The 16,981-nt window shown below is 71.0% G+C and carries 13 protein-coding genes; 9 read left to right on the top strand and 4 right to left on the bottom strand.

The genetic code is table 11. The features are described 5' to 3' along the window. Positions 1-162: 162 nt before the first annotated feature. The 4 genes from ACIBSV_RS28420 to ACIBSV_RS28435 all read left to right on the top strand — a co-directional run bounded on the left by ACIBSV_RS28420 (position 163) and on the right by ACIBSV_RS28435 (position 7,848). Positions 163-1,599 (top strand): cytochrome ubiquinol oxidase subunit I, encoded by a 1,437-nt coding sequence (locus ACIBSV_RS28420; protein WP_395867867.1) that lies wholly within the window; start codon positions 163-165, stop codon positions 1,597-1,599. A gap of 11 nt (positions 1,600-1,610) precedes the next feature. Further along, positions 1,611-2,648: a cytochrome d ubiquinol oxidase subunit II gene (gene cydB / locus ACIBSV_RS28425; RefSeq protein WP_395867869.1), complete on the top strand. Its 1,038-nt coding sequence runs from the start codon at positions 1,611-1,613 to the stop codon at positions 2,646-2,648. Between the two features lie 56 nt (positions 2,649-2,704). Beyond that, a complete protein-coding gene (gene cydD, locus ACIBSV_RS28430) occupies positions 2,705-6,283 on the top strand; it encodes a thiol reductant ABC exporter subunit CydD (protein ID WP_395867871.1) in 3,579 nt (1,192 codons plus the stop codon). 185 nt (positions 6,284-6,468) lie between these two features. Beyond that, the gene (locus ACIBSV_RS28435; protein WP_395867975.1) at positions 6,469-7,848 is read left to right on the top strand and encodes a flotillin family protein; all 1,380 of its coding nucleotides are present in this window, start codon (positions 6,469-6,471) and stop codon (positions 7,846-7,848) included. Between the two features lie 73 nt (positions 7,849-7,921). Here the strand turns inward: ACIBSV_RS28435 and ACIBSV_RS28440 are convergent, their stop codons facing one another. Next, positions 7,922-8,578: a response regulator gene (locus ACIBSV_RS28440; RefSeq protein ID WP_395867873.1), complete on the bottom strand. Its 657-nt coding sequence runs from the start codon at positions 8,576-8,578 to the stop codon at positions 7,922-7,924. 364 nt (positions 8,579-8,942) lie between these two features. On the opposite strand from ACIBSV_RS28440, the gene pdhA reads away from it, so the two are divergent. The 4 genes from pdhA (at position 8,943) to ACIBSV_RS28460 (ending at position 13,943) form a co-directional block, all read left to right on the top strand. Then, positions 8,943-10,070, top strand: coding sequence for a pyruvate dehydrogenase (acetyl-transferring) E1 component subunit alpha (gene pdhA, locus ACIBSV_RS28445; protein WP_395867874.1), 1,128 nt, complete (start codon positions 8,943-8,945; stop codon positions 10,068-10,070). Between the two features lie 35 nt (positions 10,071-10,105). Then, on the top strand, positions 10,106-11,071 hold the full coding sequence (locus ACIBSV_RS28450) for an alpha-ketoacid dehydrogenase subunit beta (protein WP_395867977.1): 966 nt from the start codon (positions 10,106-10,108) through the stop codon (positions 11,069-11,071). A gap of 32 nt (positions 11,072-11,103) precedes the next feature. Continuing rightward, complete coding sequence (locus tag ACIBSV_RS28455; protein ID WP_395867978.1) at positions 11,104-12,492, top strand: dihydrolipoamide acetyltransferase family protein; 1,389 nt, start codon at positions 11,104-11,106, stop codon at positions 12,490-12,492. A 173-nt stretch (positions 12,493-12,665) separates the two neighbouring features. Next, on the top strand, positions 12,666-13,943 hold the full coding sequence (locus ACIBSV_RS28460; RefSeq protein ID WP_395867875.1) for a nitrate/nitrite transporter: 1,278 nt from the start codon (positions 12,666-12,668) through the stop codon (positions 13,941-13,943). Positions 13,944-13,959: 16 nt separating this feature from the next. On the opposite strand, the gene ACIBSV_RS28465 is transcribed toward ACIBSV_RS28460, so the two are convergent. Beyond that, positions 13,960-14,772 carry a maleylpyruvate isomerase family mycothiol-dependent enzyme gene (locus ACIBSV_RS28465; protein ID WP_395867877.1) on the bottom strand — a complete coding sequence of 271 codons (813 nt, stop codon included), beginning with the start codon at positions 14,770-14,772 and terminating at the stop codon, positions 13,960-13,962. Between the two features lie 149 nt (positions 14,773-14,921). Here ACIBSV_RS28465 and ACIBSV_RS28470 point away from each other — a divergent pair, with 149 nt between their 5' ends. Further along, positions 14,922-15,695 carry a carbon-nitrogen family hydrolase gene (locus ACIBSV_RS28470; protein ID WP_395867879.1) on the top strand — a complete coding sequence of 258 codons (774 nt, stop codon included), beginning with the start codon at positions 14,922-14,924 and terminating at the stop codon, positions 15,693-15,695. Between the two features lie 21 nt (positions 15,696-15,716). Here the strand turns inward: ACIBSV_RS28470 and ACIBSV_RS28475 are convergent, their stop codons facing one another. After that, positions 15,717-16,424, bottom strand: a complete 708-nt coding sequence (locus ACIBSV_RS28475) for a hypothetical protein (protein ID WP_395867880.1) — start codon at positions 16,422-16,424, stop codon at positions 15,717-15,719. Next, positions 16,400-16,966 (bottom strand): SigE family RNA polymerase sigma factor, encoded by a 567-nt coding sequence (locus tag ACIBSV_RS28480; protein WP_395867882.1) that lies wholly within the window; start codon positions 16,964-16,966, stop codon positions 16,400-16,402. The genes ACIBSV_RS28475 and ACIBSV_RS28480 overlap by 25 nt, the downstream gene beginning before the upstream one ends. Between the last annotated feature and the right edge of the window lie 15 nt (positions 16,967-16,981).

A 16,981-nucleotide genomic window follows, 5' to 3' on the forward strand; every position in this document is an offset into this window, starting at 1 on the left:
TTCACAAAGTTTTGCCGTGGTGGGTCCGCGCTTCACGCCCGGTTCGTCCGGGTTTGTTCGATCAAGTGTCGGGCGGGATGCGCGGAGGCGCCGTGTGCATCGTGAACCAAACGTGCGCTCGCGTGCGAGACACGACCGGCGATCAGGAGGAATGAGGGGCCCATGGACCTCGCCGTCGAAACACTCGACGTAGCCCGGTGGCAGTTCGGCGTCACGACCGTCTACCACTTCCTCTTCGTCCCGCTCACGATGGGTCTGTCCATCCTTGTCGCGTGTCTGCAGACCGCGTGGGTGCGCACCGGGAAGGAGCACTACCTCCGGGCCACCAAGTTCTGGGGCAAGCTCTTCCTGATCAACTTCGCGCTCGGCCTGGTCACCGGCATCGTGCAGGAGTTCCAGTTCGGGATGAACTGGTCCGACTACTCGCGCTTCGTCGGCGACATCTTCGGCGCCCCGCTCGCGATCGAGGCCCTGGTCGCGTTCTTCCTCGAGTCGACCTTCCTGGGGTTGTGGATCTTCGGCTGGGAACGACTGCCGAGGAAGATCCACCTGGCCACCATCTGGGCCGCCGCGATCGGCACGATCCTGTCGGCCTACTTCATCCTGGCCGCGAACTCGTGGATGCAGCACCCGGTCGGCTACCGGATCAACCCGGAGACCGGCCGCGCCGAGCTGACCGACTTCGTCGCGGTGCTCACCAACAACACCGCGATCGCCGCGTTCCTGCACATCCTCCCGGCCGCGTTCCTGGTCGCCGGCGGCTTCCTGATCGGGATCAGTTGCTGGCACCTGCGCAAGCGCAACGAGGTCGCGGTGTTCCGCCCGTCGCTGCGGCTGGGCCTGTGGGTCTCGGTACTGGCGGGCATCGGCCTCGCGCTCACCGGTGACATGCAGGGCAAGCTGATGTACGAGCAGCAGCCGATGAAGATGGCCTCGGCCGAGGCGCTGTGGGAGACCTCGAAGCCGGCGCCGTTCTCGATCTTCTCCTACGGCGACGTCAACAGGGGCCACAACAAGGTCGCCATCGAGGTCCCCGGCGCGCTGTCCTTCCTGGCCAAGAACGATCTCGACGCCGAGCTGCCCGGGATCAACGACCTCCAGGAGCAGTCGGTGGTCAAGTTCGGCCCCGGCGACTACCGCCCCAACATCTTCGTCACCTACTGGTCGTTCCGGCTGATGATCGGCGTCGGCATGGTCACCGCCGGCATCGGGCTGGTCGGCCTGTGGTTGACCCGGCGGAAGCGCGAGCTGCCGACCAACCCGTGGGTGTACCGGATCGGCCTGTGGACCATCGCGTTCCCGTTCGCGGCCAACTCGTTCGGCTGGATCTTCACCGAGATGGGCCGCCAGCCGTGGCTGGTGTTCGGCGTGCTCAAGACCGAGGCCGGGGTGTCGCCGAGCGTGTCCACCGGTGAGGTGCTGACCTCGCTGATCGTGTTCACGCTGCTGTACGGGGCACTCGCGGTGGTCGAACTGGGCCTGATCCGGCGCTACGTCAAGGCCGGTCCCGAGCCGATCAAGCCGCCCGTGAGCAAGGACTCCGACGATCCGTCGGGCGACGGCGAGGGCGCCGAACGTCCGCTCGCCTTCGCGTACTAAGGGAGAGTGTCATGGGACTCAACGAATTCTGGTTCCTGCTGATCGCCGTCCTGTGGATCGGCTACTTCTTCCTCGAGGGCTTCGACTTCGGCGTCGGCATCCTGACCAAGGTGCTGGCTCGCAACGAGACCGAGCGCCGGGTGCTGATCAACACCATCGGCCCGGTGTGGGACGGCAACGAGGTCTGGCTGATCACCGCGGGCGGGGCCACCTTCGCGGCCTTCCCCGAGTGGTACGCCACCTTGTTCAGCGGCTTCTACCTGCCGCTGCTGCTGATCCTGGTCGCGCTGATCCTGCGCGGGGTCGCGTTCGAGTACCGGGCCAAGCGCGACGAGGACCGCTGGAAGCGCGGCTGGGAACAGGCGATCTTCTGGGGCTCGCTGGTGCCCGCGTTCCTGTGGGGCGTGGCCTTCGCGAACATCACCCGCGGGGTGAAGATCGACGCGGAGAAGGAGTACGTCGGCAACCTGTTCGACCTGCTCAACCCGTACGCGCTGCTGGGCGGCGTGGTCACCACGGTGCTGTTCACCTTCCACGGCGCGGTGTTCGTCGCGCTCAAGACCGACGGCGACATCCGGGCCCGGGCCAACGCGCTGGCCGGCAAGGTCGGCTTGGCCACCGCCGTGCTCGCGGCGGCGTTCCTGATCTGGACCCAGGCCCAGCACGGCAACGGCCGCACCCTGGCCGCGCTGATCGTCGCGGTGCTCGCCCTGGTCGCCGCGCTGGCGATGAACCGGATCGGCCGTGAGGGCTGGGCCTTCGCGCTGTCGGGCGTGACAGTGATCGCCGCGGTGGCGATGCTGTTCCTGTCGCTGTTCCCGAACGTGATGCCCTCCAGCCTGGACTCGGCGTGGAACCTGACCATCCACAACGCGTCCTCGACGCCGTACACGCTCAAGATCATGACCTGGGTCGCCGCCTTCATGACCCCGATCGTGCTGTGCTACCAGGCCTGGACGTACTGGGTGTTCCGCAAGCGGATCAGCACGAAGAGCATCCCGACCAAGCCGGCCTTCGGTGCCGCGGCGGCCGACCTGGTCGGCAAATAGCCGACCACGGCACCGTGTAGGACCGCGCCGAAGACGCACCGACGAAAGAGCGGCTCGTGAAGCCTGTAGATCCGCGCCTGCTGACCCACGCCCGTGCCACCCGGGGCTTTCTGGCCCTGACCGTGGTGCTGGGCACGGCGGGCGCGGGTCTCGTGCTCGTCCAGGCGGGCCTGCTCGCCCGAGTGATCGTGGCGGCCTTCGAGGAAGGGGCCGCGGTCGCCGACCTGTGGCCGGAGCTGGGCCTGCTCGCCGCGGTGGTCGCGGCCCGCTCGGCGATCTCCTGGCTCACCGAGGTGATCGCGCACCGCACCTCGGCGGCGGTGAAGTCGCAACTGCGTTCGCGACTGCTCGCGCACGTGGTCCGGCTCGGCCCGGCCTGGCTGGACAACGAGCGCTCGGGCGAGTTGACCACGCTGGCCACCCGGGGGGTGGACGCGCTCGACGGCTACTTCGCGCGCTACCTGCCGCAGCTCGTGCTGTCCGTCACCGTGCCGGTGGCGGTGCTCGCGCGGGTGGTGTTCGGCGACTGGATCTCGGCGGTGACGATCGTGATCACCCTGCCGCTGATCCCGCTGTTCATGGCGCTGATCGGGATGGCCACCCAGAAGTACATGGACCGGCAGTGGAGCGTGCTGAACCGGCTCGCCGGACACTTCCTGGACGTGGTCGCCGGGCTGCCCACGCTCAAGGTGTTCGGCCGGGCCAAGGCCCAGGCCGCGTCGATCCGCACGATCACCGACGACTACCGTCGGGCCACCCTGAAGACGCTGCGGATCGCGTTCCTGTCCTCGTTCGCGCTCGAACTGCTCGCCACCATCTCGGTCGCGCTGGTCGCGGTCGGTGTCGGCCTGCGCCTGGTCGACGGCGATCTGAGCCTGGAGACCGCGCTCGTGGTGCTGATCCTGGCGCCCGAGGCATACCTGCCGCTGCGTCAGGTCGGCGCCGAGTACCACGCCAGCGTCGAGGGAGTGAGCGCCGCCGAGCGGGTGTTCGCGGTCCTGGAGACCACACCGGACGCACCCGCCGGGACCGCGCCGGTGCCCGACCCGCACTCGGCCGAGCTGGTACTGACCGGCCTGAGCGTGCGCCGGCCCGGCCGCCCGGACGCGGCGCCGGCCGATCTGGACCTGACCGTGCGACCGGGCGAGACGATCGCGCTGACCGGGCCGAGCGGGTGCGGCAAGTCCACCGTGCTCGCGGTGCTGCTCGGTTTCGTCCGGCCGACGGCGGGCCGGATCACCGTGGGCGGCGTGGACCTGGCCGAGCTGGACCCGGACGCGTGGCGGGCCCGGATCGCGTGGGTCCCGCAGCGGCCCTACCTGTTCGCGGGCACGATCGGGGCCAACGTCCGCCTGGCCCGACCGGACGCGGGCGACGCCGAGGTACACGACGCGCTGGTCGCGGCCGGGGCGGCCGAATTCGTGGCGGCCTCGGGCGGCCTGGACGCGCCGCTCGGCGAGGACGGCGCGGGCCTGTCCGCCGGGCAGCGGCAGCGCCTCGCGCTGGCCCGGGCGTTCCTGGCCGACCGGCCGATCCTGCTCCTGGACGAGCCGACCTCGAACCTGGACGGGGCCGGCGAGGCGGACATCGTCGACGCGGTCCGGCGGTTGGCGGTCGGGCGTACGGTCGTGCTGGTCGCGCATCGGCCGGCGCTGCTGCCGTTGGCCGACCGGGTGGTGGCCGTGGGCACGGGGGCTTGTGCGGGGGCTTCGGAGGGCGCGCATGCGGCGGTCGCGGCCCGGGCGCGGGTCGAGGCCGCGCGGGCGTCGGAGGCGTCGGGAGAGGTGCCGGCGGTCGGGCAGCCCGTCGAGCCATCCCCGAAGGAGCCCTTCCGGACGCCCTTCGAGCAGCCTTCGGCGGACCGGTCGGTCGGCGCCGGGATCGGTCCCGGTCGCCGACTGCTCGCGCTCGCCCGACCGTTGCGCGGACGGCTCGCGCTCGCGGTGTTGTGCGGGGCGCTCGCGCTGGGCAGTTCGGTCGGGCTGATGGCCACCTCGGCGTGGTTGATCTCGCGTGCCTCGGAGCATCCGCCGGTACTGACCCTGATGGTCGCGGTCACCGGCGTGCGCGCGTTCGGCGTCTCGCGCGCGGTGTTCCGCTACGCCGAGCGGCTGATCGGCCACGACGCGGCGTTTCGGATCCTGGCCCGGCTGCGGGTGCGGGTCTACGAGCGGCTCGAGCGGCTGGCGCCGGCGGGGTTGCCCGCGTTCCGGCGCGGCGACCTGCTCTCGCGACTGGTCGCCGACGTGGACGCGGTACAGGACTTCTTCCTGCGCGCGCTGTTGCCCGCGTGTGTGGCGGCCGTGGTCGGCGCGGGCGCGGTGCTCACCGTCGCGCTGGTGCTGCCCGAGGCCGGCGGCGTCCTGCTGCTCGGCCTGCTCGCCGCCGGGATCCTGGTGCCGTGGCTGGCCGGCCGGGTCGCCCGGCGGGCCGAACGCCGGGTCGCCGCGGTCCGCGGCGAACTCGCCGGCGCCGTGGTCGACCTGCTGCGCGGCACCCCCGAACTGATCGCGGCGGGCCGCGCGCCCGCCCGGCTGGCCGAGGTGGACGCGGTGGACGCGCGGTTGCGTGCGACCGAGGCGGGACAGGCCCGGGGCGCGGGCGTCGGGGCCGGGCTGGCCGCGCTGGTGTCCGGCGCGACGGTGTGGGCATCCGCGCTGGTGGGCGTCGCGGCGGTGCACGCCGACCGGTTGAGCGGCGTGCTGCTCGCGCTGGTGGTGCTCACCCCGCTCGCCGCGTTCGAGGCCACCGTCGTGCTGCCCGCCGCCGGCCGACACCTGCAGAGCTCGCGCCGGGCCGCGGCGCGGGTGTTCGAGGTGATCGACGCGCCGGAACCGGTGGCCGAGCCGGCCGCTCCGCTGGGGCTGCCCGCCGCGCCGCGCCCGCTGGTGGTGCGCGACCTGCACGCCCGCTGGACGCCGGACGGCCCGCCCGCGCTGGCCGGCGTCGACCTCGAACTCACCCCGGGCAAGCGGCTCGCGGTGGTCGGGGCGAGCGGCTCGGGCAAGACCACGCTGGCCAACGTGCTGCTGCGCTTCCTGGACCCGGCCGCGGGCTCGGTGACCCTGGCCGGCGTGCCGATCACCGATCTGGCCGGGGACGACGTGCGGCGGGTGGTCGGGCTGTGCGCGCAGGACGCGCACGTCTTCGACAGCTCGCTGCGGGAGAACCTGCGACTGGCCCGCCCGGACTGCGACGAGGACGCGATCCGCGCGGCGCTGGCCCGCGCCCGGCTGCTGGACTGGGTCGACACGCTGCCCGAGGGGCTGGACACGATGGTCGGCGAGCACGGCGCGCGGCTGTCCGGCGGTCAGCGGCAACGACTCGCGCTGGCCCGCGCGTTGCTCGCCGACTTCGAGATCCTGCTGCTGGACGAGCCGGCCGAACACCTCGACCTGCCCACGGCCGACGCGCTGACCGCCGACCTGCTGGACGCGACCCGTGGCCGCACCACACTGCTGGTGACCCACCGACTCACCGGCCTGGACGCGGTGGACGAGATCCTCGTGCTGGCCGAGGGCCGAGTGCTGCAACGCGGCACGTGGGCGCAGGTGAGCACCGCCCCCGGCCCGTTCCGGGAACTGCTGGAGCGCGAGCACGCGGTGGGCGCGGTCACGGCGACGACCTCGGGCTGAGCGCGACCGGCAGGGACCGGCCGCGACCGGCCGGCGGGGTGCAACTGCCCCTGGGGAGCTCCCTCTTGGCGCGCACTCCGGGGGCGAGGACACTCCGGAACAGGCCAAAGGGGGAATGCTCCGTGCTCTATACCGTGCTCGCCGTGCTCGGTCTGCTCGTGATCCTGATCGTGGTCTTCAAACTCATGTGGCGCGTCGCCGAACCCAACGAGGCGCTCGTTATCTCCGGCTCCCGGCACCACACCGAGGGCCTGGGCGAGGGCATGGGATTTCGCATCGTCACCGGACGCGGCACGCTCGTGCTGCCGTTCGTGCAGGCCGTGCGCAAGCTCTCGCTGGATCTGAACGAGGCGGAGCTCTCGGTCGAATGCGTCACCACCCAGGGCATCCCGCTGCGCGTGCAGAGCGTGGTCATCTTCAAGATCGGCGACGACTACGTTTCGATCGCCAACGCGGCCCGTCGCTTCCTGGACCAGCAGAAGCAGATGGAGTCCCGGGTCCGTAAGGTGCTGGCCGGCCATCTGCGCTCGATCGTCGGCGGGTTGACCGTCGAGGACATGATCCGCGACCGGGAGAAGCTCACCGCGCACGTGCGCGCGGCCTCCGGATCGGACATGGAAAAGCTCGGGCTGATCGTGGACAGCCTGCAGATCCAGGAGATCGACGACCCGACCGGCTACATCAAGAACATGGCCGCGCCGCACACGGCCGCGGTGATCCGGGACGCGCGGATCGCCGAGGCGCTGGCCACCCGCAAGGCCACCGAGGCCGAGCAGGACGCCAAGGCGCGGATGGCCCAGGCCACCCGGGACAGCGAGATCCAGCAGGCCGGATACCAGGCCGAGCGGGACGAGGCCACCGCGCGCTCGCGCCAGGCGGGCCCGCTCGCGGACGCCGCCGCGAAGCAGGAGGTGGTGGTCCAGGAGACCCGGGTCGCCGAGTTGGAGGCCATGCGGCGCGAGCAGCAACTTCAGGCGGACGTACGCAAGCCGGCCGACGCGAAGGCGTACGAGACCCGGACCAGGGCCCAGGCCGAGCGCGACGCGCGGATCTCGGCGGCCGAGGCGAGCGCCAGGGAGACCGAGTTGGCGGCGATCGCCGACGCGGAGGCGACGAAGGTGCGCGGTCTGGCCGCGGCCGAGGCGACTTTGGCGACCGGCAAGGCGCAGGCCGAGGCGGCCAAGGCCAAGGGCCTCGCCGAGGCGGCCGCGATCGCGGCCCGCGCGGCGGCGCTGGCCGAGAACCAGGAGGCCGTCGTTGCCCAACAACTCGCGGAGAACTGGCCGGAGATCGTCCGGGCCGGTGCCGAGGCCTTCGGCAACGTGGACCACATGGTCCTGCTCAACGGCGGCGACGGCATGGGCGACCTGTTCGCCAAGGCCCTGACCATGGGCGGCACCGGTCTGGGCATCGCCCGCCAACTCCTGGCCGCCACCAACCCCGCCCCCGCCAAGCCGGCCCCCACCATCGACGTCAGGGAATCCGTTCGCATCGAGGTGGAGGCGGACCCGGACCCGACCCCCGACCACCCGGACCTCGCCCTCACCAAGACCCCGGACAACTGATCCACCCCATCACCGTCGGAGCCGGGCCCCCTCACGGGTCCGGCTCCGACGTTTCCCGACCGCGTCGAACGGGCTATCGGCCCTGTTCCGCCTTCTGGCGGGCCACGTATGCCGCTGCCTGGGTGCGGCGTTCCATGCCGAGCTTGGCGAGGAGGCTGGAGACGTAGTTCTTGACCGTCTTCTCGGCCAGGTGCATCTCGGTGCCGATCTGGCGGTTGGTCATGCCCTCGCCGATCAGGTCCAGGATGCGGCGCTCCTGGTCGCTCAGGGCCGCCAGGCGCTCGTCGCCTCGGGTGCCGCCGCGCAGACGTTCCAGGACGCGGGCGGTGGCCGCCGGGTCGAGCAGCGACTTGCCGGCGGCCACGTCGCGGACCGCGCCGACCAGGTCGGAGCCGCGGATGTCCTTCAGCACGTAGCCGGAGGCGCCCGCCATGATCGCGTCGAACAGCGCCTCGTCGTCGGCGAACGAGGTGAGCATCAGGCAGCGCACCTCCGGCAGTTGCGAGCGGATCTCGCGACACACCTCGACCCCGCTCCCGTCCGGGAGACGCACGTCGAGCACCGCCACCTGCGGTCGGGTCGCCGGGATGCGCACCAGCGCCTCGGCGGCCGTGCCGGCCTCGCCGATCACGTCGATGTCGTCCTCGAGTGACAACAACTCGTGTACACCCCGACGCACCACTTCGTGATCATCGAGGAGGAATACCCGGATACTGCCTTGATCGCTCACTTGTACAGGTTCGCACGCATATCGTCCGGGGTCTCGGTGGCACCGCCGGAAGGGTTGGGAACGGGTCGCCTCCGCGGCCATTTGTCGGGGAGCGACAAACAGTGCCGCCACGTTCGGGTCGGTCGCCACTACGTGCCGGGCGGACTGGTGGGTAACGTTGCGGTGTGCGGTTTCCGAACCGCATGCCTGTGCGCAGGTGCCTCCCGGATTCACCCGGGAATTCCTAGGAAATCCTAGGAAGTACAGCCACCAATCGCCGTGTCTGCACATCAAGGTAGCCGCGCACACCCCGCGCGGAACCGGGCCCGGCGATCCGGACCCGGTCCACGGCGACCCCGCGGACCGGACAGACGGAGGAGAGAACGTGGCAGTGGACAGTACGGACGGGACATTGTTTCCGCCCGAATCCGGAGCCGGTCCAGAACTGATCCAGTTGCTCACCCCCGAGGGTGAGCGGGTCGAGCACCCCGATTACTCGATCGACCTGTCCGATGACGAATACCTGGGTCTGTACCGTGACCTGGTTCTCGTGCGTCGCTTCGACGCCGAGGCCACCGCGCTGCAACGCCAGGGCGAACTGGGCCTGTGGGCCTCCCTGCTCGGCCAGGAGGCCGCGCAGATCGGGTCGGGCCGTGCGCTGAGCCCGGACGACTATGTGTTTCCCACCTACCGTGAGCACGGCGTCGCGTGGTGTCGCGGCGTGGATCCGTTGAATCTGCTCGGGATGTTCCGCGGCGTCAACAACGGTGGTTGGGATCCCCGTGAGAACAATTTCCATCTCTACACGATCGTCATCGGCGCGCAGACCCTGCACGGTGTCGGATACGCGATGGGCATGCAACGCGACGGAGGCGACGGCGCGGTCGTCACCTATTTCGGTGACGGCGCCTCCAGCCAGGGCGATGTCAACGAGGCATTCACGTTCGCCGCGGTGTTCAACGCGCCCGTGGTGTTCTTCTGCCAGAACAATCAGTGGGCCATCTCCGAACCCAACGAGCGGCAGATGAAGGTGCCGCTGTATCGGCGCGCCGCCGGATTCGGCTTTCCCGGAGTTCGGGTCGACGGAAACGACGTGCTCGCGTGTCTCGCGGTGACCAGGGCGGCATTGGCCCGGGCCCGGCGCGGCGAGGGCCCGATGCTGATCGAGGCGTTCACCTACCGAATGGGCGCGCACACCACTTCCGACGACCCCACCCGCTATCGGTTGAACGCCGAACTCGAGGAGTGGAAGCACAAGGATCCGATCGAACGGCTCAAGGCATACCTGCACAAGCAGGGAATCGCCGACGCCGCCTTCTTCGCCGCCCTGGAGGCCGAGAGCGAGGAACTGGGTAAGCGCGTACGCAACGGTGTGCGCACGATGCCGGATCCGGATCCGGTGTCGATGTTCGCGCACGTGTACGCCGATCCGCACACGCTCGTGGACCGGGAACGGGCCGAGTTCGAGGCTTATCACGCGTCCTTCGTCGACGCCGGGGAGGACGGGCACTGATGGCTCCCGCACAGTCGACGGGCACGACCCGTCAGATGTCGATGGTGCAGGCGCTCAACACGGGACTGCGCAAGTCCCTGGAGAGCGACCCCAAGGTTTTGATCATGGGCGAGGACATCGGCAAGCTCGGTGGTGTCTTCCGGGTCACCGACGGTTTGCAGAAGGACTTCGGCGAGGACCGGGTGGTGGACACCCCGCTCGCCGAGTCCGGCATCGTCGGCACCGCGATCGGCCTGGCCCTGGCCGGCTACCGGCCGGTCGTGGAGATCCAGTTCGACGGCTTCGTCTACCCCGCGTACGACCAGATCGTCACCCAACTGGCCAAGATGCACGCGCGTTCGCTCGGCTACGTCCGGCTGCCGATCGTGATCCGCATCCCCTTCGGCGGCGGGATCGGCGCGGTCGAGCACCACAGCGAGTCGCCCGAGGCGTACTTCGCGCACACCGCGGGCCTGCGGGTGGTGTCCTGCTCGAACCCGGTGGACGCCTACTGGATGATCCAGCAGTCGATCGCCTCCGACGACCCGGTGATCTTCCTGGAGCCCAAGCGGCGCTACTGGACCAAGGCCGAGGTGGACACCGCGGCGACGCCGGACCCGCTGTACGGCTCCCGCCTGGTCCGCCCGGGTGACGCGTGCACCGTGGTGGCCTACGGGCCGATGGTGGCGACCTGCCTGGAGGCCGCCGCGGCCGCCGCCGAGGAGGGGCGCGAGCTGGAGGTGATCGACCTGCGCTCGTTGTCCCCGCTGGACTTCGACGCGGTCGCGGAGTCGGTCAAGCGCACCGGTCATCTCGTGGTCGTGCACGAGGCCCCGTCCTTCCTGGGCATCGGCGCGGAGGTCGCCGCGACCATCACCGAGCGCTGCTTCTACCACCTTCAGGCGCCGGTGCTTCGGGTCGGCGGCTATCACACGCCGTATCCGCCGTCCCGGGTCGAGGAGGAGTACCTCCCCGACCTGGACCGTGTGCTCGATGCCGTCGACCGCTCCCTGGCCTGGTGAGGAATCTCGTGTCCGAGGTGAAGAAGTTCCTGATGCCCGACGTCGGCGAGGGCCTCGAAGAGGCCGACATCGTCGTATGGCACGTCAAGGTCGGCGACGAGGTGAGCGATGGCCAGGTCATGGTCGAGGTGGAGACGGCGAAGGCCCTGGTCGAGCTGCCGTGTCCGTTCGACGGGGTGGTGACCGAACTCCTGGCCGCCGAGGGCGACACGGTCGCGGTCGGCGCGCCGATCATCGCCGTGGCGCCGAGCGGTACGCAGGTGCCCACCGGTGCCGGCGCGGCCGAAGTGAAGGCCGACACTCGGGAGGAGGCGCTCACGGCGGACCTCGTGCCCGAACCGGCCGAACCCACCGAGACCGCCGCCGAGCCGGAGAAGAAGGACACCCGTACGGCGGTGCTGGTCGGCTACGGCGTGCGCACCACGTCCGGCCGGCGCCGGGCCCGCAGGACGGACACCCCCGCGCCCGCGGTGCACGCGGCCAACGGTTCGGGCCACGCGGTGCCGCCGACGTCGGGCTCGCCCGGCAACGGCTCGATCGCGCTCGCCAAGCCGCCGGTCCGCAAACTGGCCCGGGACCTGGGCGTGGATCTCGCGTCGGTGCGGCCCTCGGGCCCCGGCGGAACCGTCACGCGCGAGGACGTGCACGCCGCCGCGCGTCCCGCGCCCACCACCGCGGCCCCGGCCGCCTTCGCGGCGACCGGACCGGGCGAGACCGTCGCGGGCGAGCGCCGCGTTCCGGTCAAGGGCGTGCGCAAGGCGACCGCGCAGGCGATGGTGGCCAGCGCGTTCTCCGCGCCGCACGTCACCGAGTGGGTGACGGTCGATGTGACCCGCACGGTCAGGCTGGTGCGCAAGCTGCGCGAGTTGCCCGACTTCGCGGACACCAAGGTGAGTCCGCTGCTCCTGGTCGCCCGGGCCCTGCTGGTGGCGATCGCCCGTCATCCGGAGATCAACGCCTCCTGGGACGAGCCGAACCAGGAGATCGTCATCCGCGATCGCATCAACCTGGGCATCGCCGCCGCGACGCCGCGTGGGTTGATCGTGCCGAACATCAAGGACGCGGGCGGCAAGAGCCTGGTCGCGCTGGCCGGCGCGCTCACCGAGTTGGTGGCCACCGCCCGGGACGGGCGCACCTCGCCAGCCGACATGGCCGGCGGCACGGTCACCATCACCAACGTGGGTGTGTTCGGGGTGGACGGCGGTACGCCGATCCTCAATCCGGGCGAGGCCGCGATCCTGGCGGTGGGCGCGATTCGTGAGCAGCCGTGGGTGCACAAGGGCAAGGTCAAGCCCCGGCAGGTGACCACGCTCTCGCTGTCCTTCGACCACCGGATGGTGGACGGCGAGTTGGGCTCGCGGGTGCTGGCCGACGTGGCCCAGATGCTGGAGCGGCCCAAGTTGCTGTTCGTGCGCGGCTGACCGTTCGTTCCGAGCGCGTACGGTTCGCGTGCGGTTCGTGTACGGCCCTGCGGCCGGGCCCTTTTCGGGGCCCGGCCGTACGTATGTCCGGGGGCGTCCCCTAATGTGTATGTACTGTGAAACCATCCGCGGATCCTGCTCCCTTCCGGCCCGGTGGAAGTCTTGCCTGGATCATGTGGGCGGTCGCGGCCTCGGTATACGTCGTCGCGGTCTTCCATCGCAGCAGCCTGGGCGTGGCCGGGATCGACGCACAGGAGCGGTTCGGGGTCTCCGCCTCGCAGTTGTCGCTGTTCCCGATGCTGCAACTGCTCGTCTACGCCGGCCTCCAGATACCCGTCGGCGCGCTCACCGACCGGTTCGGGGCCAAGCGGGTGCTCACCTGCGGCCTGGTGCTGATGACGGCGGGTCAGTTCACCTTCGCGTTCGCGCACGGGTTCACCGGCGCCGTGCTCGCCCGGGTGCTGGTCGGCATGGGCGACGCGATGACGTTCGTCAGCGTGTTGCGGGTGGTGGCGGTGTGGTTCCCGGCGAACCGCGTTGCCGTACTGACCCAGTTGACCGCGCTGCTCGGGATGGCCGGCAACCTCGCCGGTGCCACGCCGCTGGCCGGGGCGCTGCACGCGTTCGGCTGGAGTCGGACCTTCGCGGTCTCCGCCGGGGTGGGCGTGGCGGTGCTGGTCGTGGTCCTGTGCGTGCTGCGCGACAATCCCGGCGCGGCGCGTCGGGTGCGGCCGGTCGGCGGGCCCGGCATGTGGTCCCAGGTCCGCGCGGCGTGGGCCGAACCCGGCACCCGGCTCGGCCTGTGGGCGCACTGGGCGTGCGGCTGCCTGCCGCAGGTCTTCCTGATGTTGTGGGGCTTCCCGTTCCTGGTCGAGGGCCAGGGGCTGGCCAAGGGCACCGCGAGCGCGCTGCTCACCGTCGCGATCGTGATCAACATGTTCGCGTGCCTGGTGGTCGGCCCGCTGGTGACCCGCCGGCCGGGCAGCAGGCTGGTGTTGTGCGTGGGCCAACCGGTGCTGGCCGCGGTGTTGTGGGCGGCCGTGCTGATCCCGAGCGAGCCCTCGCCGCTGTGGCTGCTGGTCGTGCTCGCGCTGGTGATCGGCCCGGGTGGCGCGCTGTCCCTGGTCGGCATGGAGTTCGCCCGGGCGGGCAACCCGCCGCAGCGGCTGGGCACGGTCTCGGGCATCGTCAACGTCGGCGGGTTCGCCGCCGCGACCCTGTGCCTGTTCGCGATCGGTCTGGTCCTGGACCTGGTCGAGCCGAGCGCGGGCGCGCACGGCCTGAACGCCTATCGTGTCGCGATGGCCGTCCAGGCCGTGCCGGTACTGCTGGGCGTGGTCCAGGTGTTGCGCTACGCCCGCAAGGTCGCCGGTCGCGGTCGCGCGACCGAACCCGTGTGCGTGGTGGCCGGGCGGGTGCCAAAACGCGAGAGTGTCCCCGACGCCGGCTGACCCCCGCCCGATCCGCTCACGGTGTGACGGCCATGTTGTCCAGGATCCGCCGCGCGAGATCGGGGTCGCCCTCGATCTTGGCGTCGGCCCGGGCGGCCGCGACGCGACCGCACATCAGCCGTACGAACGTCTCCCAGTCGGTGGAGATCGTCACCAGCGGTCCCAGCGGGACCCGCCCGTCCAACCGGCCCCGGCCGTTCTCGTCGACGGTGACCGTGCGCATGAACTCCACCGGCCCGGTCACGTCGAACACCACCGACGCACCGGCGGGCGCCTTGGCGTCCTTGGCCACCACCCGGGCCAGCCCGGTCAGCAGGAAGTCGCGGGTGATCAGCGCGGCGGGCGAGTCCAGGTTGCCGGGCATCCCGATCGCGCGCCGCACGTCCTGTTCGTGCACCCACACGTCGAACACCCGCTGGGTGAGCAGGAACCGGTACGGGACGCTGCGGCCCATGATGCCGCGCACCTCGTCCTCCGGGCCGCGGTCGGACTCGTCCAGCATCCGACGCCGACGCAGGATCACGTACTCCAACTCGCCGGTCATCTCCGGTGAGGTGTGGCAGCGCCGGACGTCCACGGGTATCTCGGTGTAGCGACTGAACTCGTCGTGCACGTGCCGCAGATCGCGCGGCAGCGTGTGGATCGGTCGTGGATCGCCGAGCAGTTCGAGCTCGATCCCGATCACGTGCGACACGATGTCGCGGACCGACCAGCCCGGACATTCGGTCGCGCTGCTCCACCGGCCCTCGGTCAGGGTGGAGACCAGATCTTTGAGGGAGCGAACCGAGTGCTCCCAGGCGTCGGCGTGCGTTTTCAGGTCGTTGCTCACGTACTACCTCTTGTCGCTGCGTCGTCGGTCGACGGGACGGGTGCGACCGTTGCTTTGACGTGGTCCCGGATCCTGGCAGGCACGTTACGCTGCCGAAGATCCTGCGGTCAGCCCGTTCGCGGGAAGCAAGCGGTGTAGGTGAGGGGAAAGTGCGCGTTTCGCTCGTACAACTCGACGTCGACCCGACGGTGCCCGCCCAGGACCGCCTGGCCGAGGTCTCCGCCCTGGTCCGAAGCCGGCGCGGCGACCACCTGGTGGTGCTGCCCGAGTTGTGGTTGCACACCGGCTGGGTCTACGACGACTGGGAGGCGGGCGCCGAAGGCGTGCGTGGACCCGTCGCCCAGACCATGGCCCGCGCGGCCCGCGACGCCGGCGTGTGGTTGCACGCCGGCAGCATCATCGAGCGCGGCGCGGATGAGAACCTGTACAACACGTCGTTGGTCTTCGACCCGGACGGCACGCTGCGCGGCACGTACCGCAAGATCCACCGCTTCGGCTTCACCGGCGGCGAGGCCGCGTTGATCTCGCGCGGCACCGAGACCGCGCAGGTGCGCATGCCGTGGGCCGAGGTGGGCCTGGCGACCTGCTACGACCTGCGCTTCCCGGAGCTGTTCCGGCGGATCCTGGACGCGGGCGCGGAGGTGCTGGTGCTGCCCGCCGCGTGGCCGGCGCGGCGGGTCGAGCACTGGCGGGTGTTGTCCCGCGCCCGCGCGATCGAGAACCAGATGTTCGTGCTCGCCTGCAACGCGACGGGCACCCAGGGCGGCGAGGCGATGGGCGGCCACAGCATGGTGATCGACCCGTGGGGCGAGATCGTCGCCGAGGCGGGCACCGAGGCGACCGTGCTCACCGCCGAGATCGACCCGGCGCTGGTGGCCAAGACCCGGGAGGACTTCCCGGTCCTGCGGAACCGGGTGCTGTGAGCGCGCCGCGCCGCGGCGGTCCTACAGGTGGATGTTCTTCACCTCATTGCCCGCCGCGTCGTACGCCTTGAGGTCGTACGCGGGGTCGGACGTGCGCGCGGTCACCACGAGTACGTACACGCGTGTGGTGGGGTCGATCTGCACGGGCCGGATCACCACCGGCTCCCGGTGACCGCGCCAGGTGACCTCCAGGTGGTCCACGTCGGGGGACACCTCGCCCTGGACCGCCGCCGCGTACAGGTTCGCCTCACCCGCCACCCGTCCGAACCTGCCGCCGCCGCCGAAGCGGTTCCGGTCGGTTGCCTTGTCCTGTGCGGTGCGGCCGGGCCGGACATCACACATTGTCCCCGCCGCGTCGAACACGCCCCGCTCGACCTGCTCGAAGCAGGTCCGTTCCGGACCCTCCGTCCAGGCCCGGTACTTCCACGGCTTCCCGGCCACCACGCCGGCGCCCACGATGTCCGGGCCCGCGCCGGGCGGCCTGGTGCCGGCGTCGACCGAGACGATGTCGGTGGACCTGCCGTCCTCGTCCAGCACACCCCCGGCGATGACCGCACCGCCGCCGCCCACCACCAGCGCGGTCGCCACAGTCGCCCCCAGCGTGAACGCCCGCCGGCCGCGGCGCCTGCCCGCCCGCTCGATCGCCGCCTCCGCCGTGGGCGGGGTCAGCTTCGTCGCCCGAATCTCCGCCATGAACGCCTCCCTCAGTGCGGTGCCGTCGTCGGCCATGGCCGCACCTCCGTGTCCGAAGTAGAGGGGGTTTCCGTCTGACATGGGATCAGATCGGCCAGTTGGGGATCCTTGCGGAGCTGGGCGAGCCCCTTGAACGTCTGACTGCGCACCGTGCCCACCGCGCACCCGAGGATCTGCGCGACCTCGGACTCCGAGCGGTCCTCCCAGTAGCGCAGCACCACCGCCGCCCGTCGACCCGCCGGCAACCGGGCCAACGCGGCCATCAGCACGCTGCGTTCGGCCACCCGGCCGGTCGAATCGGGCCCGGCGCGGTCCGGCATCCGGTCGGTGAGAAAGTGCGTCACCCGACGTCGGCGGACCCGGGACAGATTGGTGTTCACCAGAATGCGGCGCACGTAGGCGTCCGGATTCTCCACCTCGGCCACCCGCGCCCAGGACGTGTACGTCTTGGTCAGCGTGGTCTGGGCCAGGTCCTCGGCCTCGTCGCGATCGCCGCACAGCAGGTACGCGGTGCGCACCAGGGCTGTTCGACGGTCCTCGACGAAGGTCCGGAACTCGTCTTCCCCGTGGGATCTCAACCGTGCCCCCTTCCA

It is taken from the genome of Embleya sp. NPDC050154 (genome assembly GCF_044460165.1).
GTDB lineage: Bacteria > Actinomycetota > Actinomycetes > Streptomycetales > Streptomycetaceae > Embleya.